11 protein-coding genes are annotated in these 22,744 nt (G+C 43.0%); 6 read left to right on the forward strand and 5 right to left on the reverse strand.

The genetic code is table 11. The annotated features are described in order from the left end of the window. Positions 1-168: 168 nt before the first annotated feature. Positions 169-2,439, forward strand: a complete 2,271-nt coding sequence (locus BXY_RS23205) for a GH92 family glycosyl hydrolase (protein WP_015533069.1) — start codon at positions 169-171, stop codon at positions 2,437-2,439. Between the two features lie 290 nt (positions 2,440-2,729). Here BXY_RS23205 and BXY_RS23210 read toward each other — a convergent pair whose 3' ends face one another. The 5 genes from BXY_RS23210 to BXY_RS23230 form a co-directional block, all read right to left on the reverse strand. Then, positions 2,730-3,890, reverse strand: a complete 1,161-nt coding sequence (locus BXY_RS23210; protein WP_015533070.1) for a glycoside hydrolase family 130 protein — start codon at positions 3,888-3,890, stop codon at positions 2,730-2,732. A 477-nt stretch (positions 3,891-4,367) separates the two neighbouring features. Then, positions 4,368-5,813, reverse strand: coding sequence for a glycoside hydrolase family 125 protein (locus BXY_RS23215; protein WP_015533071.1), 1,446 nt, complete (start codon positions 5,811-5,813; stop codon positions 4,368-4,370). A gap of 59 nt (positions 5,814-5,872) precedes the next feature. Next, on the reverse strand, positions 5,873-7,030 hold the full coding sequence (locus BXY_RS23220; RefSeq protein WP_128859097.1) for a glycoside hydrolase family 76 protein: 1,158 nt from the start codon (positions 7,028-7,030) through the stop codon (positions 5,873-5,875). A 52-nt stretch (positions 7,031-7,082) separates the two neighbouring features. Continuing rightward, a complete protein-coding gene (locus tag BXY_RS23225) occupies positions 7,083-8,033 on the reverse strand; it encodes an endonuclease/exonuclease/phosphatase family protein (RefSeq protein ID WP_015533073.1) in 951 nt (316 codons plus the stop codon). A 53-nt stretch (positions 8,034-8,086) separates the two neighbouring features. Then, the gene (locus tag BXY_RS23230; RefSeq protein ID WP_015533074.1) at positions 8,087-10,369 is read right to left on the reverse strand and encodes a GH92 family glycosyl hydrolase; all 2,283 of its coding nucleotides are present in this window, start codon (positions 10,367-10,369) and stop codon (positions 8,087-8,089) included. 210 nt (positions 10,370-10,579) lie between these two features. On the opposite strand from BXY_RS23230, the gene BXY_RS23235 reads away from it, so the two are divergent. The 5 genes from BXY_RS23235 to BXY_RS23255 all read left to right on the forward strand — a co-directional run bounded on the left by BXY_RS23235 (position 10,580) and on the right by BXY_RS23255 (position 22,735). After that, the gene (locus BXY_RS23235) at positions 10,580-14,620 is read left to right on the forward strand and encodes a hybrid sensor histidine kinase/response regulator transcription factor (protein WP_015533075.1); all 4,041 of its coding nucleotides are present in this window, start codon (positions 10,580-10,582) and stop codon (positions 14,618-14,620) included. A 187-nt stretch (positions 14,621-14,807) separates the two neighbouring features. Continuing rightward, positions 14,808-16,781, forward strand: coding sequence for a LamG-like jellyroll fold domain-containing protein (locus BXY_RS23240; protein WP_134993251.1), 1,974 nt, complete (start codon positions 14,808-14,810; stop codon positions 16,779-16,781). A gap of 18 nt (positions 16,782-16,799) precedes the next feature. Continuing rightward, a complete protein-coding gene (locus tag BXY_RS23245; RefSeq protein WP_004299915.1) occupies positions 16,800-18,047 on the forward strand; it encodes a SusE domain-containing protein in 1,248 nt (415 codons plus the stop codon). 14 nt (positions 18,048-18,061) lie between these two features. Then, positions 18,062-19,453: a glycoside hydrolase family 76 protein gene (locus tag BXY_RS23250; RefSeq protein WP_004299916.1), complete on the forward strand. Its 1,392-nt coding sequence runs from the start codon at positions 18,062-18,064 to the stop codon at positions 19,451-19,453. Positions 19,454-19,489: 36 nt separating this feature from the next. Then, positions 19,490-22,735, forward strand: a complete 3,246-nt coding sequence (locus BXY_RS23255; protein WP_008649705.1) for a SusC/RagA family TonB-linked outer membrane protein — start codon at positions 19,490-19,492, stop codon at positions 22,733-22,735. The last annotated feature ends 9 nt before the right edge of the window (positions 22,736-22,744 follow it).

The raw sequence follows: 22,744 nt of genomic DNA on the forward strand, positions 1-22,744 counted from the left end.
TTTTTCTGTGGAAAACCGTGTAAATCTGTGGTTGGAACTTGCCAAAAGAGTAAACCTGCCTGCCATTTTTCTTGTAAACTCTAGCGACAGTTAGTTAATTCCTAAATAGGTAGTATATTTGCATCATTCGCTAACTATAATTTTCAATCATACCAAAGAAAAATACGAATGAAGGCATTTAAACTACTTGCACTTACTTCTTGTGTCTTGCTTGCAGCGGGAAATGGAGTAGCGCAACAGAACTATTCAAAAAGTGAAGGATTATTGCAGTACGTCGATCCGTATATCGGATCCGGTTATCATGGACACGTCTTTGTTGGGACGAGTGTTCCGTATGGAATGGTACAGCTGGGTCCTACTAATATCCATAAAGGTTGGGACTGGTGCTCGGGTTATCATTATTCCGATAGTATTTTAATTGGCTTTTCACATACCCATTTGAGCGGTACGGGCTGTACTGACTTATGTGATATTCTCATCATGCCATTGAATGAGATCCGTACTCCCAGAGGCAATCAGGATGATATACGTGATGGGTATGCTTCCAGATATTCTCATGCGAATGAAATCGCCCGTCCCGAATATTACTCTTTGCTTCTCGACCGTTACAATATCAAAGCCGAGCTGACAGCTACAGATCGTGTAGGCTTCCATCGTTATACTTATCCTGAAGGAAAACCGGCTTCCATATTAATCGACTTACGTGAAGGAAACGGATCGAATGCTTACGACAGCTATATCCGTAAGGTAGATGATTATACAGTAGAGGGTTATCGTTATGTGAGAGGCTGGAGTCCTTCCCGCAAAGTTTATTTTGTGTTGAAAAGTGATAAGAAGATAGAGCAGTTTACTGCCTATGATGATAATACCCCGCAACCTTGGGACCAACTGAAAGTGGCATCGGTGAAGAGTGTCCTCACTTTTGGTAACGTGAAGGAAGTGAAGATAAAAGTCGCCCTTTCTTCTGTCAGCTGTGACAACGCAGCGATGAACCTGCAATCCGAACTTACTCACTGGGATTTTGATAAGGTGGTGGATATGAGTGCCGACCGATGGAATAAGCAACTGGAGAAGATGACAGTAGAGACTGATGATGAGGCTTCCAAACGTGTATTCTATACCGCCCATTATCATACTATGATTGCCCCTACGCTTTTTTGCGATGTGAATGGAGAGTATAGAGGGATGAATGACATGATTTACACAGACCCGAAGAAAGCCAACTATACGACTCTTTCTTTATGGGATACCTACCGTGCATTAAATCCTTTGATGACTATTACTCAACCTGAAATGGTTGACCATGTAGTCAATTCGATGATTTCCATCTATCGTCAGCAGGACAAACTCCCTATCTGGCCTTTGATGAGTGGAGAGACCGATCAGATGCCGGGGTATAGCTCCGTGCCGGTGATTGCCGATGCATATCTGAAAGGATTTACCGGGTTCGATGCGGAAGAAGCATTGCAAGCAATGATAGCTACAGCTACTTATGAAAAGCAGAAAGGAGTACCTTATGTAGTCAAAAAAGGCTATATCCCTGCCGACAAAGTTCATGAAGCTACTTCCATAGCCATGGAGTATGCAGTGGACGACTGGGGAATTGCCGCTATGGCACGTAAGATGGGAAAGACAGAAGATGCTGAAACATTCTCAAAACGTGCTCATTATTACAAGAACTATTTTGATTCTTCTATCCATTTCATTCGTCCGAAACTGGAAGACGGCTCTTGGCGTACTCCTTACGATCCGGCACGTTCCATCCATACTGTTGGAGATTTCTGTGAAGGAAACGGATGGCAATATACTTTCTTTGCTCCACAAGACCCCTATGGGCTGATTGCCTTGTTTGGAGGTGACAAACCTTTTACAACGAGGCTTGATGGTTTCTTTACCAATACCGACAGTATGGGGGAAGGAGCATCGAGCGACATAACCGGATTGATCGGACAATATGCACATGGAAATGAACCGAGCCATCATGTTGCTTATCTTTATGCGTATGCCGGTGAACAATGGAAAACGGCGGAAAAGGTTCGTTTTATCATGAGCGATTTTTACACAGACCAGCCGGACGGTATCATCGGTAATGAGGATTGTGGCCAAATGTCTGCCTGGTATCTTCTTTCATCTATGGGACTCTATCAGGTGAACCCGTCGGATGGTGTATTTGTTTTCGGTAGCCCTTGTTTTAAGAAAGTAGAAGTGAAGGTACGTGGTGGTAACACTTTTACTGTAGAAGCACCTAATAACAGCAAAGAAAATATCTATATCCAGAAAGTGTATTTGAATGGCAAGCCTTATGATAAGAGTTATATCACTTATCAGGATATAATAAATGGCAGCACATTGAAGTTTGTAATGGGGAAAAAGCCTAATAAGAATTTTGGTAAGGCTCCGGCAAACAGACCGGTTGTTTTGAATAAGATAAATGGATAAAGATGGCTTACTTATAAAAGACAGCTAATTGTTGAAAGGAGGAAGAAGCCTCCGACAATGAAAGAATAAAGCTGGTTCTCAATATTCAATTCAGTTTTCAATAGGTATTATAAGGCTTTCCGATTGTAGCATTTAATTCTGCTTCGGAAAGCTTTATTTTATACTAGAAACGGCTGAAAAGCAAATCCTTAACAAGAACTTACTGTTTTCAGCCGTTTTGGGGAATATAGTTTTAAGAAATAAGTACATCTTTCCTTTAAAAAAGAATGTAATCAAGACTATTTTTATAACTATGGAAGCGGATCAGCTTTTGCCGGTCGTTTCGGATCATAAACGGCTACTCCTACTTTGGAGTCAGCACAACCATAATACAAATACCATTTGTTTTTGAAGTAGACCATTCCTTCTATAAATACGGTTCCATCCACATATTGCCCACTCTTTTCAAAGCTATCCATCGGACGGAAGAACGGTTCATCGAGACGGGTGATAAAGCGGGTAGGATCATTGGCGTCGAAGAGTGCTTGTCCGGCAGCATAGACATTGGCGGTATAGCGTTTGTCACCTCTTCCTGAATGGTTCTTACCATTATAAAGAAGGACAATTCCTTTCGGAGTGTAGATAGCCGGAGGCCCACATTCGGTGAGATGGCTGTCGAAGTAGCCGTCACGGGGAGAAAACAGCTTTTTTAGGGAACCGTCAATGTTGACAATCGGTGTCCAGTGGATTAAGTCATCGGAAGTAGCTGCGAATACATGCTCCTCTCCCCAGTACATAAAGTATTTCCCGTTGACTTTCTTGATAACCTGTTTCCCTTTAACAACTTCGGTCAGGATAGAGCCGGACTTACAACCCAGGTTGAAGAACTTTCCATCAAATGCTTTGGCAAAAGCAGGACCGTGTTTTGTCCAGTCTTTTAGGTTGCGAGAGGTCGCTACTGCCAGGCGAGGCACATGGCGATTCCATTGGGTGTACATCATTACATATAATCCGTCATCGGTTACGGCAATTCGTGGGTCTTCGCAGCCGCCGGGCCATTCCAACTCTTTTTGTGAATCATTATCCGGATAGAATACAGGAGTCTTTTCCCGTTGGAAATGTGTGCCGTCGGTAGAAGTGGCATAACCGAGGCGGGAAGTCCGGTGTCCGATACCGACACCTGATTTATCCTCTGCACGGTATAACACGACAATCTCACCATTGTAGAGTGTAGCAGCCGGATTGAATGTATCGTTCGATTCCCACGCAATAGAATCTTTGGTCAATGGACAGTAAAACTTGGTGTTTTCTATAGGAGATATTACCGGATTGACATTCTTTGGACGTTCGAAACCACCGAAAGCCCAATCGGGTAATTTGTTCTCTTTATGATTGGAAGACTGTCCGTAGGCAGTACAGGTCATCATGGTTGTAGCAAGTAGGAATAAAAAAGTTGATTTCATATTGTTCATATTATATGGGTCATTTATTTTTTAGGAGTCATATACTCCCTACATATAAATTGGAAAATAAATAAAATGCTGTCATCTGTCACCTGATTGGGCATAAATGATTGATTATAAATATACTGCAGTGTGACAGCATGATGTGACGGCAAGGTGACGACAACTTTGCTGTCACCTTGTTGTTGAAAGCAAGGATTTTATTGTTTCTCTGCTATGTGGATACTTATTTCTCTATCCGGATTGGTATTCAAGGATTATCAGCCTATTACAGAAGAGAGAGTTTCAGTACTTGAAACTAAAAGTTCTATTGCTTGAAACTTTTGTTTCGTCAGCGGGAAACTTTGGTTTCACTTACTTGAAACTATGGTTTCAAAGGCGTGAAACTAAAGTTCTTCAACCTTGAAACTACTTTGGAAGCGTAAGCTTCAAGGTTAGAAACAGTTATCTCATAAGCGGGAATACAATAAAAAACATAATAGAAGACTATTGGATACTATTCAGTAAGTCTACTTTTCCTTCATTTACGAGTTTTAGGATTAGTTCTCCGAATAGCGTATTTTGCCATGCAAACCAGGAACGAGTAAAGTTCTTCGGGTCGTTCTTGTGGAAAGATTCATGCATGAACCCTGTTCCGGCATCCGTATCCATTAGCATTTTGATGCAGGTCTTGATTTCTGCGTCGTTTTGACTGGTGAATGCTTTCATCATAATACTCATGGGCCAAATCATGTCATATCCGATGTGCGGACCGCCAATTCCTTCGCCGGCAGTACCTTTGAAGAAGTAAGGATTATCTTCGCTCCATACAAACTTACGGGTATTCTGATAAATAGGATCGTTCACTTTCACATCTCCAAGATAAGGCAGGGCAATGAGACTCGGCACATTGGCATCATCCATTAACAGTTGGTTGCCGAAACCATCTACTTCGAAAGCATAGATTTTGCCATATTTCGGATGATTGTAAACCGCATACTTTTTCAGGGCTGCTTCCACTTCGTTCGACAGTGTAGTACATTCTTTAGCTAAATCAGGTTTCTTGTTGACTGTATTCAGAATCTCGGCAGCTTTGCGCAATGAAGTTACAGCAAAGAAGTTGGACGGAACGAGGAACTGGAAAGTTGTAGCATCATCCGAAGGACGGAAAGCAGAAGCAATCAGTCCGATCGGCTTTACAGGATTACCCCAGCCGTCGTTGGTCATCGTATCGAGTGCACGTTCCGTTTTGCGTTGGAAACGATAAGGACCTTTCGGATCTTCTTTTCGTTGCTGTTCCTTAAACGTTTTCAAAACCTTGGCGATGGCTGTAAGCCATTCGTCGGAGAATATACTGGCGTCTCCCGTCGTCTTCCAGTAATGATAAGCGAGACGGATAGGATAACAGAGCGAGTCGATTTCCCATTTACGTTCGTGCAGTTCGGGCTTCATGTCCGTAAGGTCGCTCATCCATTCGCCGCCTTCGGAATTCATGTTGAAAGCATTGGCATACGGGTCGATATTGATACACTTGAACTGACGTTTGATAACGCCGGCCAGCATTTTTTTCAGTTTCGCGTCTTTGTTGGCAAGTTGCACGTAAGGCCATACTTGTGCACCCGAATCACGCAACCACATGGCGTGAATGTCACCCGTATAAACAAACGTATCATCTTTACCGTCAAAATGAACAGTAGTATCCAGTGTGTTCGGGAAACAGTTTTCGAACATCCATGCCAAGCGGACATTCGTCAGCAGTTGCTTGATATGCGCAATCTGTTGTTCCACAGCTTGCGAGACAAACAGACGTTTCGATGCTTCCGGACGGTTCGTCTGATAGTTGTTGATTTGGGTATTATCTTGTTGGATGACAAAATCACTGTTCGTTATAGCCTGCATATTGCTAGCACCCAAGAGTGCTATGGACAAACAAAAGGCTTTAGTTATATTCATGGTAATAGTCTTTTTTTGTTGATTAGTATTGATTATGAAAGTGTTGCGGAGAAGAAGTGTTAAATCTCTGCAAAGAATTCAATCAGACAGGCATTGTCGAGCAGCCATTTATACTGCTCCTTGTTGTGTCCCGACCAATCCCTGCCTAATAATCCGTTTTCATCCCGGTAGTTTTCCCAGGCGTGAAGCGCATTCTCCACCATCGCATTGACATACGCCGGATTCTTGTCAATCTTATACAGAGCTTTCAGTCCTCTGAATAAGATTACGTTAAACCAGGCCATGTCTTTATGCACTTTGACAGTCGGATCTTTCTTATCGGCTTTTGTGCGGAAAAAGGCATCTGTTCCTGCGGCTGTTTGCCGTGCATCGCGCAAATACTGTTCATCTCCTGTTTCCTCATAGAGTAATACACCCGCCTGAATCATCTGTCCACTGTTGTAGGCGTACTTCTCTTTGGAAACTTTCCCTTTCAGGTTGATGTTATCCCAGTAAAGATGGTCGGTAGGGTCGCATAGATGCTTTTTCGTCCAGGCATACGTCTCTTTTGCTTTTTCGAGGTATTTGGCATCCTTCGTCAGCCGGTACAACTTGACGCCGAGCACAGTAGACGGTGCATTGGAACAAGTATGTTTCGCTTCCTTCTGCTGTTCACACCAAAAGATGCCACCATCTATCTCGTCGCTCCATCCACTGTAGATATATTGATACAATGCAACGGCTTTTTCCAAAGATGTGGGTTTGTGAGTCAGTTGGTAATAATCGCAGTAATCCAGTGCAATCCAGATGTTATCGTCATAATAACGTCCGTGCTGCCCGTACTTGGTGGGGTATGACTGATAACAGGCCGGCAGGCGGCTGTTATCCCAATACTGTTCCATCCCCGGTAGAATTTTTTTCTCGAGAATCTTTTTGTACTTCTTGTTTTCGGTCGCTTTGTATAAAGCCACACAACCCGACATCATTCCGGAATACGGCCATAGAAAAGAAGCCTTCAGCGTTCCGTTCTGCTGCGTTCCGCCCGCCAGATAAGTAATTTTTTGGTCGGGATTGACAGGATACGTTTCTGCTAGTAGTCCGTCATTCGTCTGATAGAGATTCAATACATTAGATAGAATCGAGTCGGCAATAGAAAGATAACGGGTATTTCCCGGTGTCTTTCCCACTGCGGAGGTAAGGCAAAATAACATACAGGCTACAAAACATATATTTCTCATAGGAATATCGGGTTGTGTGGTGAAACTTTCAGGTTATAACTAGATACAAAGATTATTTCTGCTGACGCTGTTCGAACTCCAGTTCCACCTTTACGGGGAAATGGTCTGAAGGAGTGCGCGCCTGATAAGTCTTGATGTCGATTTCTTCCGGGCAATCGTTCGCCTGCTTCTTTTCTCCCTTGCCTACGATGCTGCGGTAAGTATCCGTCAGCACACCATATTTTTTCACATGGAAAGACGGAGAAACGAATACATGGTCGATACGGCTTTCCGTAAAGCTGTTCGGGTCGAAGTCGTTGAACGTGCCGTTGATAGCATAGCGGAAGCCGGCCTTCTCGTAAGAGTCGCATAACACCCCTTTGCTCACAAAAGCATCATAAGACTGGTGGGTCTGGTCGACATTGAAGTCTCCCGTCAGGATGGCTGGAAGCTCTTTGCCTTTGCCAAGTTCTTTCATCTTGTCCTGTACGAGGAACGCACTTTCCACGCGTGCCTTCTTGCCGATATGGTCCATGTGCAGGTTGAAGAAAAGGAATTCGAAGCCGGTATCCTTGCATTTGAAGTGTCCCCAACTGCAAATACGCGGCAACACGGCATCCCATCCTTTGCTCGGCACGTCGGGAGTTTCCGATAACCAGAAATCACCTTTCTCTATCACATCAAACTTGTCTGTGCGATAGAAAATAGCAGAATGTTCACCTTTCTCTTTGCCGTCGTCGCGGCCTACACCGATATAATCATAACTAGGTAATGCTTCTTTCATATCTTTCAGTTGATGAATAAAGCACTCCTGCGTGCCGAAAATATCGAAATCGTGGTATTGCACTATTTGGGCAATGACCGGGTAACGTTGTCCCCAACCGTTTCCGTTGATTGAATCGCCACCGTTGGCGTTTCTCAAATTGTAGGAGGCAACGGTGATAGAAGTAGGCTGATAGTTACTTTGGCAACCGCAAAAGACGATCGCAACAAGGGCAATTAGTAAAAGGTTTTTCAGTTTCATGTTTTTATAGTTTGTTTGGTAGATAATTCATTGATCTCCAAAAGTACAATATTTTATTCAAACGAAAGAGAGTAAGGTACATCTTTTTCTGTGGTTCCCCGTTGTTTATTGGGTACGGGGCTCATTTGAAATTGAATATTAGCACCTTTAATCAGCTGGTCATGTGTAAGGAAATTACGGGTTTGTGATTTCCCGTTTACTTTCATTTCCTTGATGTAGCGGTTGTCAAGCTGGTTGTTATCTGCCTTGATCGTGATGGTCTTTCCGTTCTCCAGATGTAACTTCGCTGATTTGAAAAGCGGGGTTCCTATGATATATTCATCCGTTCCCGGGCAAACCGGATAGAAACCGAGTGCGGAGAATACATACCAGGCGGAAGTCTGTCCGTTGTCTTCGTCACCGCAATAACCGTCGGGACCGGCGGTATATAGCTTGTTCATAATCTCACGTATCCAGTATTGGGCTTTCCAGGGCTCGCTCGAATAGTTGTAGAGATATACCATGTGCTGAATAGGCTGGTTGCCGTGCGCATATTGCCCCATGTTCATTACTTGCATTTCACGCATTTCGTGAATCATGCCGCGGCTTTCCATTCCCAGTTTACCCGGGATGACAAAGACGGAATCCATCATCGCGTTGAATTCTTTCTTGCCTCCCATCAGGTTGATAAGTCCTTGCGGGTCGTGGAATACGCAGAAGCTCCAGTGCCAGCTATTCCCTTCGCAAAATTCACCGCTCCAGTCCACTGCATCGAAATTCGGATTGAATACGCCTTTGTTATCTTTGCCAACCATCAGTTTGCGTTCCGGGTGATAGACATTTTTGTAGTTCAGCGCGTGTTTCTTATAAATGTCGATTTCGCTCTCCGGTTTACCGAGTTTCTTGCCTAATGTATAAATTGCCCAGTCGTTATATGCATACTCCAGTGTACGTGCAACGTTTTGTCCTATGCCGATATTGTTGGCAACATATCCTAGTTGGTTGTAAGATTCGTAACCGAGACGACCTGAAGCAGTCCCGCGAAGATGTGCATTTGCTCCATGTTTCAATGCTTCCCAAAGAGTTTCGATATCATATCCGCGCAATCCTTTGATGTAAGCGTCGGCCACTACGGAAGCCGAGTTGTTGCCTACCATACAATCCCGATGTCCCGGGCTGGCCCATTCCGGCAGGAAACCGCTCTCTTTGTAAGCGTTTACCAAACCTTCCTGCATCTTCAGGTTCATCGACGGATACATCAGGTTGAGGAAAGGAAACAGACAACGGAACGTGTCCCAAAAACCGGTGTCGGTAAACATATAGCCGGGACGCACTTCACCGTTATAGGGGCTGTAATGCATGATTTCTCCTTTAGCGTCTATCTCGTAAAAGCTACGTGGGAAAAGCATGGAGCGGTACAGGCAGGAATAGAAGGTGCGCAGGTTATCAATGTTATCGTCTTCCACCTCTATCTTACTCATTTCACGGTTCCACACGTCTCTTCCGTTCGTTACCAATTGGTCGAAACTGTTTCTGCCCAGCTCTTTGAGATTTAATTCCGCTTGTTCAGGACTGATAAAGGAGGAAGCAACCCGTGCGTGTACGATTTCTCCCTTTTTCGTGGCGAATCCGATTACCGCACCTGTGTGGTTTCCTTTCGCTTCGATCTCATTCGGAAGAATGTTGTTTTCGGAAACTGTGGAAACGAATGTGAACGGTTTGTCGAATTGAACTACAAAGTAGTTTTTGAAGTTTTCCGGCACACCGCCGCTATTCTTGGTTGAATAGCCGATAATCTTGTTTTCTTTCGGAATCACTTTCACATAAGAACCTTTGTCAAAAGCGTCTACAATCACGTAGGCATTCTTTGTCTCCGGATACGTGAAACGGAACATGACGGCGCGCTCCGTAGGAGCAAGCTCGGTTGTTACGTCATGGTCGGCAAGGTACACCTTATAATAATAAGGTTTGGCAACTTCCGCTTTGTGAGAGAACCAACTGGCACGTCGGTCTTGATCGAATACCAGTCCGCCGGTGATAGGCATGATGGCAAACTGCCCGTAGTCGTTCATCCAGGGACTGGGCTGATGTGTTTGTTTGAATCCCCGGATTTTGTCGGCATCATACGTGTACGCCCAACCGTCTCCCATTTTACCGGTCTGCGGTGTCCAGAAATTCATTCCCCACGGCAATGCCGTAGCCGGATACGTGTTTCCGGTAGACAGTTCAAACTTGGATTGAGTGCCTACCAGTGTGCTGACATAGTCTACCGGATTCTTAACGGCAGAAGATTGCAGGCTGTACAACACGGCACCTCCAAGAAATAGCAAGTGTTTAAATGAAAAATGTGTTTTCATGAACAAATGAATTTATAGATTTGAAAATAATTTCTACGACGAAAATAGGGAGAAAAGGAATGTGCTTCTAGTAATAGAGAGGTTAAATCGCCTCTTGTCGCTAAAATTAACTACTCTGGCACGGAAATTTACTTATATTCCGGTCAAAAAAAAGCTCGGAATGTTTTTTTGTTTACCTTTGTCATATAGCAAATCTAAGAATAATACACTATGGGAAAACAGTCGGTTTATATTCTATTATTTTTTCTTAATCTGTTGATACATAACGCTTATGCTTATAATTTGAAGCAAGTTGCAGATAAAGAGTATATGTCTAATAGCTCGATTACATCTCTGTGCCAGGATGAGCGTGGATTGATGTGGATCGGGACCTGCGACGGACTGAATATTTATGATGGACAGGAGATTGAGGAATTTAAGACTCGTGACAAAGAGGATTACTTATCTGGTAATCTGATTGACAATATTGTGTATACGGGCGAAGATATTTACTGGATTCAAACCTACTATGGGTTGAACCGTTTGAACCGGAAAACCAATACAATCACTCACTATAATGAATTTCAGAAACTCTTCTTTATGAATAAGGATAGTCATGGCAATCTGTTCATTATCCAGGATAGTAACTGCATCTATTATTATCATAAAAAAGAAGGAGTCTTCAAGAAAATCAATATCACGGGAATCCCGATTTCCGATATCGTAAACTTCTTTATCGACGGTAACAACCGGATGTGGGTAGTCATGAAAGGATACAACCGCTGTTATGACATACAGCAGGAAGCCGCATCGGGAGATATCACCCTGTTACCCCAGAAAACAAACCTGATTTATCAGACTTCCTTGATTTATTGTTTCAATGACGAGCAATCTCTTTATTATATAGATAAGGAATTTAATTTCTATGCTTTCCATATTCCGACCCAGAAGAATGAATTTATTGCCAATCTGGGTAAGGAAATACAGGAACGTGGCAAAATTTCGTCCATTGTTCATTATCATAACAGCTATTTTGTGGGCTTTTTGATGGATGGCATTCTCCTGTTGGAAAAACAGAAGGAGACGGATCATTATCAAATTCAGTCGTTACCTATCAACAGCGGTGTATTCTGTCTCAAGAAAGACCGTTTTCAGGATGTTGTCTGGATTGGTACTGACGGACAGGGCGTTTATCTTTATTCGAACCCGCTTTATTCTATCAAATCAATGGTGCTTAGCAATTACACCGAGAAAATAGAACGCCCCGTGCGTGCCATCTATCTTGATGATGAATGTACTTTCTGGGTGGGAACCAAAGGAAACGGAATTCTTAAAATCTATGATTACGAATTCGATAAAAACATCTCCGACTGTCGGGCAGAGGTGTTGACTACCTCTAATAGTGCTTTGAGTAGTAATGCCGTTTATTGTTTTGCCAAGAGCCACCGGAATTTGCTTTGGATAGGAGACGAAGAAGGATTAACTTATTATTCATATCGGGAAAAACGTATCAAGAGTATACCAATACGGATCGGTAACGAAGATTTTAAATACATCCATGACATTTACGAAACAGCAGATTCCGAACTGTGGCTGGCGAGTGTCGGCATGGGAGTGGTGAAAGCTCGTATTGCCGGAACATCGGACAATCCGGTGATTGTGGATGCGCAACGTTACATCATCAATGACGGCGAACTGGGATCGAACTATTTCTTTACTATTTATGCGGAGAATGAAGCCAACCTGTTGTTTGGCAATAAAGGATATGGGGTATTCCGCTATAACGAAACGACGAATGGCCTGGAACCGGTGTCTACTCACAAATACGAAAACATGACCCTGAATAATATTCTCGCTATCAGTAAAGACAGCAGCAATAACTATCTTTTCGGAACGAGCTACGGATTGATAAAGTACACATCGGAAACTTCTTATCAGCTCTTCAATGCCAAGAATGGTTTCCTTAATAATACCATTCATGCAATTCTTAGAAGCTCGTCCGACAACTTCTGGTTGAGCACCAATCTCGGATTAATCAATTTCGATACGAAACGGAATGTCTTTCGTTCGTATGGCTTTGGAGATGGTTTAAAAGTGGTAGAGTTTAGTGACGGTGCCGCTTTTCGGGATTCCCGGACTGGTACTCTGTTCTTTGGCGGAATCAATGGAGTCGTAGCTATCCGGGCGGATGGCTGTCCAGAGCAGCTTTATATGCCTCCTGTTTATTTTGATAAGCTGTCTATCTTCGGTGAACAATACAATCTGGGCGAATTTCTCACCCGGAAAAAAGAAACTGAAGTCTTGAATTTGCAGTATGACCAGAATTTTTTTTCTGTTTCATTTGCCTCTGTGGATTATCTGAATGGTAATAACTGTACCTATTTCTATAAACTAAAAGGATTGAGTGACCAATGGGTAAACAATGGTTCGGAAAGCGGAGTCTCTTTTACGAATATGGCTCCCGGCGAATATACCTTACTGGTGAAATATTACAATAGTGTCTTTGATAAAGAGAGTGATGTCTATTCCCTGGTGATTCGTATAGGTGATCCGTGGTATGCTTCCTGGTGGGCTTATTTGATTTATGCCCTGTGTCTGCTTTTACTAGCAGCCTTGCTGATACGTTCCTTTATCCTGCGCTCCAAACGTAAAAAGCAGGAATTGCTGAACGAGATAGAGAAACGCCATCAAAAGAATGTCTTTGAGTCCAAACTTCGTTTCTTTACTAATATCGCACATGAATTTTGTACTCCGCTGACTTTGATTTATGGTCCTTGCGGACGAATCCTTTCATCGAAGGGACTTAGTAAATTTGTCGTGGACTACGTACAGATGATTCAGACGAATGCGGAGCGTCTCAACAACCTGATTCATGAGTTGATCGAATTCCGTCGGATTGAAACGGGAAACAGGGAAGTACGGATTGAGTCATTGAATGTGTCTTCCATTGTGAAAGGAATAGCCAAAACGTTTGTAGAAATGGCTAAATCCAGAAACATCACTTTCTTGAGCAAGATACCCGAGCAGGTGATGTGGAACTCGGACAAAGGATTTCTGAATACGATTATTATTAATCTGATTTCTAATGCCTTTAAATATACTCCCGACGGACAAAGTATCAAGATTGAAGTGGATACGAGCGGGGAAAACATGCTGACTCTTCGTGTAGCGAATGAAGGAAGTACCATCAAGGAAAAGGATTTTCAGTATATTTTTAACCGATATGCCATTTTGGATAATTTCGAGAATCAGGATGAAAAGAACTTTTCACGGAACGGACTAGGACTAGCCATCTCTTATAATATGGCAAAGTTGCTGAATGGTACGTTGAAAGTGGAAAATACTCCTGACGGATGGGTGATGTTTACACTAACCTTGCCGGTCGTGGAACTGACTACCGGAGTGGCGGAAACCAAGCGGCTCACAGCGGAATACATCCCTAAGATAGATACTCAATCGATACTGAAACTTCCCCAGTATGAGTTTGATAAGATGCGTCCTACGCTTTTGGTTGTCGATGATGAAATCGAAATGCTATGGTTTATTGGAGAAATCTTCTCGGCTGACTTCAATGTGGTAACCTTGCAAGATCCTGAACGGCTGGATCAGGTGATGAATGAGGTTTATCCGAATGTGATTATCTGTGATGTCATGATGCCGGGAATGGGTGGTATTGAACTGACCAGGCGGATCAAATCGGTGAAAGAGACAGCGCATATTCCTATTATTGTGGTTTCTGGACGGCACGAGATGGAACAACAGATGGAAGCTCTTTCTGTCGGTGCGGAAATGTATATCACGAAACCGTTTAGTGCGGAGTACCTTCGTATTTCTGTCTGTCAGGTGATGGAACGGAAAGAGGTGTTGAAGAATTATTTCAGTTCGCCGATCAGTTCTTTTGAAAAGTCGGACGGGAAGTTGACGCATAAAGAGTCGAAGAAGTTCCTACAGTCGGTTTTGAAGATTATCAATGATAATATAACGAACAAAGATTTGACTCCGCGTTATATCGCCGATCGGCTGGCAATCAGCCCCCGGAGTCTTTATCGGAAGATGGAAGAGATAGGAGAGGATAGCCCGACCGATCTGATTAAGGAATGTCGTTTGCACATAGCGAAAGATTTATTGCTGACCACTAAAAAGACGATTGATGAAATTGTATTCGATTCGGGATTCTCGAACAAAGTTACTTTCTTTAAGGTGTTCCGTGAAAAGTATGAATGTACGCCAAAAGAGTTTCGGATGAAACATTTGGAAGAGGTTCAGCAATAGCTTGTGACGGGATTTTTTTAAGAAAAGGAAGAAGTAAATATCCGTGTTAATATAGTAAATATCCGTGCCAAAAGGTAAAAAAGGATAGTTAATTTTCTTTTGGTAGAGTTTAGTGATTTTATCTTTGTCTCATCGAAGTTTTAAGTAGATAAACTTGAAAAGTATTAATTTATTAATCTTTAATCTAATGAAAAGGAAATTTAATTTTTTATTTCTTTCAGCATTGACCATTCCATTTTTTATGGGTTCGTGCAGTGATGATAAAGAAGAACAGGAAGTGAAACCGGCAACTGACCTGGTTGTCGATAATAATTCGGTGACACTACTACAAGGAGACGAAATTACGGTGAGTATCACCTCCGGCAATGGGGATTATTATGTGAAACCATTTGATGAAAGTGTGGCAACGGCTACAATCAATGGTAATAAGGTGACTATAAAAGCTACCGAAAATAGCCAGTTGGAAGAAAATAACCGTACGGAAACCACTATATTAATAGTAGATGGACGTAAGAAAGTGGCTAGAGTGCTGGTTCGGGTAGCAAAACTCTGGAATTTGACGGTAGATGCACCGGAAGAAGGTTTTGACCTTTTTATCGGTGAAAAGAGACTGGTGAAGATTTTGACCGGTAACGGAGATTATCAGATTTCCATACCGGAAGGTGCTGATAAGTTTTTGGAAGTGGGTGAACTATCCGGACAGGTTATTCCGTTGACTGCCAAGTTCGAGACTGGAGCCGATCCGGTAAATGTTACGATAACAGATAAGAAAGGTAAGACAATCACTATTCCTGTGGTAGTGAACATCGTGGATTTGACACTGAAAAGTAATGAAGCCACTTTTGCCGAACCGGATGCCGAATCTCAATATATCTCTATTGAGAGAGGTAATGGCGGATATCGTTTCACTTATCAGGTGGGAGACGGCGAGCCTACTACGGATGCAACGATTGTGGAAGCTACTGAAAAAGAGAACCTGATTACCTTGAAACCCAAAGCTAGAGGTGATGTGAAAGTGATTGTGACAGACCAGAAAGGTTCTGTGGAGGAGATTGCGGTGAAAGTGAATCCATATAACCTTAAACTGGAAAATGAAGCAACTTCTTTAATCATTGGTGGTTATGAGGCATCTACTGAAATAGCTATTACCAGAGGAAATGGTGATTATAAATTGGCACGACTCACGGATGATAATAAAACCTATTTGAAAACCGCTGAATTGATTACGGAAGACGGGGCTACCAAGTTAAAACTAACAGGAAAGAAGCTCGGGACTACCACACTGGAACTGTCTGATGCGGCAGGTCAGAAATTGACGTTACCAGTTTATGTGAATCCGGTATGTTATCGTATGGAATATGACGTATGCTTTAAAATTGATATTAAAAAGTATGCCGAATCACATTCAGAGGTAAAAAGTATGAATCAGCTTACTTTTGAGGTTGTGTTCTACCCGACTTATACTCGTTCTATGCAATCGTTTATAGGTTTGGAAAGTGTATTCCTGCTTCGTGCAGAAGCTAAGGATGTGAATCCGCGTTTTGAAATAGCCACTAAAATTAATGGTAAGAGTGATCCCCGTTTCCGTAGTCAGCAAACTATTTATTGCGATGATTCGGAAGGTGGACGTAAGACTCCGGGTAAATGGTATCATATAGCCATTGTATATGATGGAACGAAATCAAGTACTAAAGAGGCTTATAAAATGTATATAAACGGAGTGAGAGAAACGTTGACTCCTGCAGATAACTCTTATGAGGATTGTGCCCCTAATTCATCTCTCAATCTGACAGATGTAGGTGGAAATGATAAAGCGCTGTTGATTGGACGTTCCGGAGATTCATATCGGGTAGGATATTGCAAAGTTTATCAGGCACGGATGTGGAAGAGAGCGTTGGACGAAAGTGAAATTAAAGCGAATATGTGCAAAATCCTTAATGCAGAAGAACACTCTGACTTGATGGGATATTGGGTATTCTCGAAAGGTGTCGGAGGTACTACAGTTTTTGAAAATTGGGGAAATGGCGGCAGCGGATTGGATGCGCAAGTTTGTTTGCAGAATATAAGCGAAAATAAACCTGCCTGGGGAGCGGAACTTCCTGCAACTTATAATGGAGATAAGAGCCGCTTTGAACCAATTGAATGTCCTCATTCATACTAAAACTAGGAATATAATAATATGAGAAACAATATGATAACAAAAAAACTAATCAAATTTGCCCTGCTGTTTTTTCTTATCGGACTGACGGCTTGTGACAATAAACTGAATCCGGGATTTGATCCGGATGATTATGAACCGATTGTTCCGCCTGAACCTGTTAGAACAATGGATGCAATGGCTAGTGGCGAGCGAGTAGTACTTTCGGGTGCTTCGTTGACGGATATTGTTCTGAAATGGACGCCTACCGAGAAACACGGAAATACAGTATATCGTTATGAAGTATTGATTGATACGATCGGGGGAGACTTTACCAAACCGGTAGAAACGATCTTTTCTGACAATAACGGTTTGGAATCACAGTTGACTTTAACCCATTATCAGGCAAACACAATAGGTAAACTGGCTAAATTCCGTTGCAATACCAACGGCACACTGCGTTGGAAGGTGCGTGCTTATTGCGGATTGGATCAGGCTCTTAGTAGTCTGGAAGGTTATTTCGTAATTTTTATGATGGACGGCATTGATGATATGCCTTCTGAAAACGAGCCGGTTTATATCACTGGCGTGGGCACGGAAGATGATGGTGATGAAGCGGAAGCACAACAAATGCTCCGTCAGAATGAAGGAATCTATCAGACTTTCACTCAATTGAAAGCCGACCAGCCATTTATATTTATGTCTACTGTAGAAGGTCGCAAATGCTATTATTATGTAGACGACAACGGAGTGTTGCGTGAGCGTAATGATGGTGAAGACTATACAGTTACGGTTCCTCAATCAGGCATCTACCGGATTACCATCAATATGGGTGAACAAACGATCAGTTACGATGAAATAGGAGCTGTATATCTTTATAACCATTCGGGTGGGTATAGACAGGATTTCAACTATCTGGGATATGGCAAATGGGGTGTGAAGAATTATACTGCCCGGAAACAAACGGAAAGTTGGGCAGGAAGCGGTGAAACCCGTCATAGCTTTAAGATGGAAATCAACGGAACAACCTACCGTTGGGGACATAAGGAGAAAGATAAAGGGCAACCGAATCTGACTACCGACAACAGCTATTATAATTTATATCAACTGGCATTGGGCACAGATCCATGGGATTACAGTTTCCGTTTCTGCGACGAATTACTGCAATGGGGCGAAAAGCAGGGAAATGTCTATTATGCTACGGTGAAAACCGATGTAACCCTCTATTTCAATGCAGAGTTTGGAACGTACACCCACCGTTGGGTAGCTTCGGAAACGAATGAAGATTAAAACTGAATAATAATATGAAGAACTATATAGTATCATTATCAAAAAGAGCTTTGTTGTTAAGCGGTGCACTGGCAATATTTACAGCTTGTGACGACGGCGATCTGGGAGACATCTACAAAGGTAATTCATCCGGTGAATATGTGTCGGATGTGAACTGGACAGATGCAGCCGACAAAAGTACGGGAACTTATATCAAATATTTCTATGAGAATGCCAGCGGACGGGATACCTTTTGCGGAAGCATTTACTGGGAAAAACCGAATACACCGGAAACCGGAGAACCGGCAAGCACGGGCGGTAGCGGCGGATGGTCGCAGGGACATGCATTGGACATCGTGATCGATGCTTATATCCGTCACGCAAACAATCCCGAATATCAAGCTCATTTGTATGAAAACATCATGAAACCTTTCCTGCCGGCTTTTGATGACTGGAATGAACATTGCGGTTATGGTGGCAAAGACTTCTGGAATAACTTCTATGATGATATGGAATGGATGGCACTGTCTTGTCTGCGGGTTTATGAATTGACTGGCGATCAGGATTACTACAGTGCGTTGATGAAGATGTGGAACCATATCAAGGGAGCGAAGAATGACTATAAAGGGGTAGGAGGAATGGCATGGAAAACGGATGCGCCGGCTTCACGTATGTCTTGTTCCAATGGTCCCGGTTGCCTTCTGGCTATGAAATTGTATCAACTTACCGTTAAGGAGGCTAAAGACGGCTGGGAAGAGCAGGCTGCTTATTACCTGAACTTCGCCAAAGAGGTATACAACTGGATGACGGCTTATCTGTGTGATATTTCCACCGGACAGGTATATGATAATCTTAGTATTAAAGATGACGGAACACCGGGAGATCCTGATAAAGTAGCCTTGTCTTATAATCAGGGAACATTTATGGCGGCTGCCCTGGAGCTGTACAACGCTACAGGTGAGGATGAATATCTTCGTAATGCGGTTGCTTTCGGCTCTTACCAGGTAAATAAGAAAATGGACTCTAACTATCCGGTATTCAGTGGTGAAGGAAATTCGGGAGATAATCTTTTATTCCGTGGAATATTTGTCCGTTACTTCCTGGATATGGTGAAACAGCCGACTAACAGCCTTTATCCGGAAAAGACCAAGAATAAGTTTATCGCTGCATTGCGCAGCTGTTCTGATGTGCTTTGGACGTTGGCTCATCCCGAAGGCTATTATGTGTGGGAGTACGACTGGGCAAAAGCACCGACCTTCGGTAATCGTGACAACAGGGAAGATCGCCTGACAATCTCCTTGAATGCGGAAGTCCCGGGAGCAACAATGATTGAAATCCGTGCTCGTTATGAAGACTGGGTACAAGGTAAAGCAACGGAAAAGGCCAACTGGGTCGGACCGGATTTCGGTAAGAAAGCAGAGGAATAAGATTGATTTATTACACATAGAAAATCGAAAAGAAAGATGATACATATAAAAAGAAATATTTGTCTGGTGGCTGTTTCTTGCACTCTTCTTGCAGGTATACCTTTGCAGGGTGTGGCGCAAACGGGAAGAACGGCAAAGGTGCAGGCCACACAAAACCATAAAATAACAGTGTCGGGTACGGTATTGGACAAGACGACAAATGATCCGTTGATCGGTGTGTCTGTTGTCGTGAAAGGAGTAGCCAATGCAGGTACGATTACGGATATGGATGGTAAGTTTACGCTTAAACTGCCTTATGCGGAAGCTCCGTTGGTGTTTTCTTATCTGGGTTACCAGCCACAGGAGATTGTTCCCGGTGCAAAGAAAGAACTGACTGTCTTATTGCAGGAAGATACGAAAGCATTGCAGGAAGTGGTTGTAGTTGGTTATACCAAACAACGTAAAGAAACCATGATCGGTTCTGTGGCTACCATCACAACGAAAGATCTGACGCAGAGTCCTACTGCCAATATCAACAATGCGCTTGCCGGACGTCTGCCGGGGTTGATTGTAAACCAGTATGCGGGTGGTGAACCGGGTGTGGATCAAAGTGAATTGTTTATCCGTGGTAAGGCAACTTACGGTAACCAGAGTGCCATTGTCATTGTCGATGGAATCGAACGTGACATGAGTTACCTCGCACCGGATGAAATTGAAACATTCACTATCCTGAAAGATGCTTCCGCCACTGCCGCTTATGGTATCCGTGGTGCAAATGGTGTAATCGTTATTACTACCAAACGTGGTAAGGCAGCGGAAAAGGCAACCGTGAACCTGAAAGCCTCTATCGGTATTAACCAGCCGATCGGTTTCCCCGAATATTTAGGCTCTGCCGATTATGCAACTTTATATAATGAAGCCAGATTGAACGATGCCAAGATGACGGGCGCAGACATCAGCAGTTTGAACCTTTTCTCTCAACAGGCGATTGACAATTTCCGCCGTGCGAAAGGAGACAACTCCGATGGTTTGGGATATGACTGGGATTATTATGATTTTGCCTTCAAACCCGGTTTGCAGGAAGATGTCAGCCTCTCCATCCGTGGAGGTACGGACAAGGTACGTTATTATGTATTGGCCAATTACTTTTCACAAGGCGGTAACTACAAATATTCGAATGCCGGTGAATATGACTCGCAAACCAAGTTCACCCGTTACAACTTCCGTTCGAACATCGATATCAACATTAATCGTTATTTGAGTACCCGTTTGGATTTGGGGGCCCGTATTACCGACCGTAATGCACCGGGTACAACAGCCGGTCGCCTGATGACCATCTGTGCTACCCAGCCTCCATATCTGCCCATCCTGGTGGAAGAAAATGCGCATCCGCAGAATGAGGAATACATTCAGCAAAATCCTCGTGGAATGCTTTATGGTGACAATATCTACCGTTACAATCTTCTGGGTGAATTGAGCCGTACCGGTTATCTGAATGAAAAGAACACGTATCTGAATGGTAGTTTTGCCATGAATCTGGATATGGAATTTCTGACGAAAGGATTAAAAGCGGAAGTGATGTTCTCTTATGATGCTTCTGAAGGACGCTGGATTAATCGCAAACTGGATACTTACAAAGACGGTTATCGTGAATATCCGAAATATGCGACGTTTATGCCGATCGAAGGTTCGGATGCTTATATGGCAGGCGGACACTATACGGGTGCTTACAAAACGGGTAACAAATATGATATTGACCAGACTATTGGCAACGGATTCAGTCATAACGCTTCTGACGGACGTACTTATATACAGGCACGTTTGGATTACAACCGTTTGTTTAGCAACCGCCACGAAGTGACCGCCATGTTATTGGCAAACCGTGGTAACCGTACTGTTAACAATGAACTGGCTTATCATAGCCAGGGTATCACCGGACGCTTTGCTTATTATTATAATCAGAAGTATCTGATGGAATTTAACTTCGGTTACAATGGTTCCGAAAACTTCGCTCCGGGCAAACGTTACGGGTTCTTCCCAGCTGGTTCAATCGGTTGGGTAGTCTCTGAAGAGGAATTTATGAAAAAGGCTTCCTGGATTGACTTCCTGAAAGTAAGAGCCTCCTATGGTTTGGTAGGTAGTGACAATGTCAGCAGCCGTTTCCCATATCTGGCTTTCTACGGTGGTGGCAGTGGTTATGATTTCGGTAATAACTTTGGTACGAATGTAGGCGGTACTTCCGAAGGTAATCTGGCTAATGCGAATCTGACTTGGGAGAAAGCCCGTAAACTGAATGTCGGTATTGACTTTACTACCCTGAACCAACGTTTGGCATTGACGATAGATGCATTTTATGAATATCGTTTTGACATTATTACAGATATGAATAGTGACGGTATCATGGGATATCCGGATATTGTAGGTAAAGATGCAGCTTTACAGAATCTGGGTGAAGTAAGCAACCGCGGTGTGGATATCGAATTGAGCTGGAATGATAAGATTGGAAAGGATTTCCGTTACTATATTCGTCCGAACCTGACTTTCTCCCGCAACCGTTTGGAATATAAAGCGGAAGTTGCCCGCAAGAACTCCTGGCGTAAAGAAACCGGTAAACGTTTATACGAAAACTTCGTTTATGTGTTCGATCATTTTGTAGCCGATCAGGAAGAGGCTGACCGTTTGAACAAGATCGGTTATCAGCCGTGGGGACAATTAATTCCGGGAGATGTTGTTTATAAGGATTTGGATCGTAACGGAGTGATTGATGATGAAGACCGTACAGCAATGGGAAATCCGCGTAGTCCGGAACTGATGTTCGGTATTCCTTTCGGTTTCCAGTATAAGAACTTTGATTTTAGTGTATTATTGCAAGGTGCGACAAAATCATCTATTCTGTTGAATGGGGCTGCTGTATTTGACTTCCCGCAATTTGAACAAGATAAGATCGGACGTGTGAAGAAAATGCATCTGGACCGTTGGACACCGGAAACGGCTGCTACTGCCAAATATCCGGCATTGCATTATGGAACACATGATAACAACAAGAATGGAAACAGTAGTTTGTTTTTGTATGATGCTTCCTACCTGCGTCTTAAGAATGTGGAAATTGGTTACAATGTATCACCCAAATTATTACGTAAATTCCATGTGCAACAGGCACGTATCTATGTACAAGGTCTGAATCTGTTGACTTTTGATAAACTGGGTGATGTGGATATAGATCCGGAAACGAAATCCGGAGACGGAGCTTCCTGGTATCCTATTCAAAAGGTATTCAATTTTGGTATTGATATAACATTCTAAATAAGATAG

Origin of the sequence: Bacteroides xylanisolvens XB1A, from assembly GCF_000210075.1 — a bacterium.
Lineage (GTDB): Bacteria > Bacteroidota > Bacteroidia > Bacteroidales > Bacteroidaceae > Bacteroides > Bacteroides xylanisolvens.

Coding starts and splice junctions, on each gene's coding strand:
- BXY_RS23245 (WP_004299915.1), top strand. CDS start 16,800: ATGAGAAACAATATGATAACAAAAAAACTAATCAAATTTGCCCTGCTG.
- BXY_RS23230 (WP_015533074.1), bottom strand. CDS start 10,369: ATGAAAACACATTTTTCATTTAAACACTTGCTATTTCTTGGAGGTGCC.
- BXY_RS23255 (WP_008649705.1), top strand. CDS start 19,490: ATGATACATATAAAAAGAAATATTTGTCTGGTGGCTGTTTCTTGCACT.
- BXY_RS23220 (WP_128859097.1), bottom strand. CDS start 7,030: ATGAGAAATATATGTTTTGTAGCCTGTATGTTATTTTGCCTTACCTCC.
- BXY_RS23240 (WP_134993251.1), top strand. CDS start 14,808: ATGAAAAGGAAATTTAATTTTTTATTTCTTTCAGCATTGACCATTCCA.
- BXY_RS23235 (WP_015533075.1), top strand. CDS start 10,580: ATGGGAAAACAGTCGGTTTATATTCTATTATTTTTTCTTAATCTGTTG.
- BXY_RS23250 (WP_004299916.1), top strand. CDS start 18,062: ATGAAGAACTATATAGTATCATTATCAAAAAGAGCTTTGTTGTTAAGC.
- BXY_RS23210 (WP_015533070.1), bottom strand. CDS start 3,890: ATGAACAATATGAAATCAACTTTTTTATTCCTACTTGCTACAACCATG.
- BXY_RS23225 (WP_015533073.1), bottom strand. CDS start 8,033: ATGAAACTGAAAAACCTTTTACTAATTGCCCTTGTTGCGATCGTCTTT.
- BXY_RS23205 (WP_015533069.1), top strand. CDS start 169: ATGAAGGCATTTAAACTACTTGCACTTACTTCTTGTGTCTTGCTTGCA.
- BXY_RS23215 (WP_015533071.1), bottom strand. CDS start 5,813: ATGAATATAACTAAAGCCTTTTGTTTGTCCATAGCACTCTTGGGTGCT.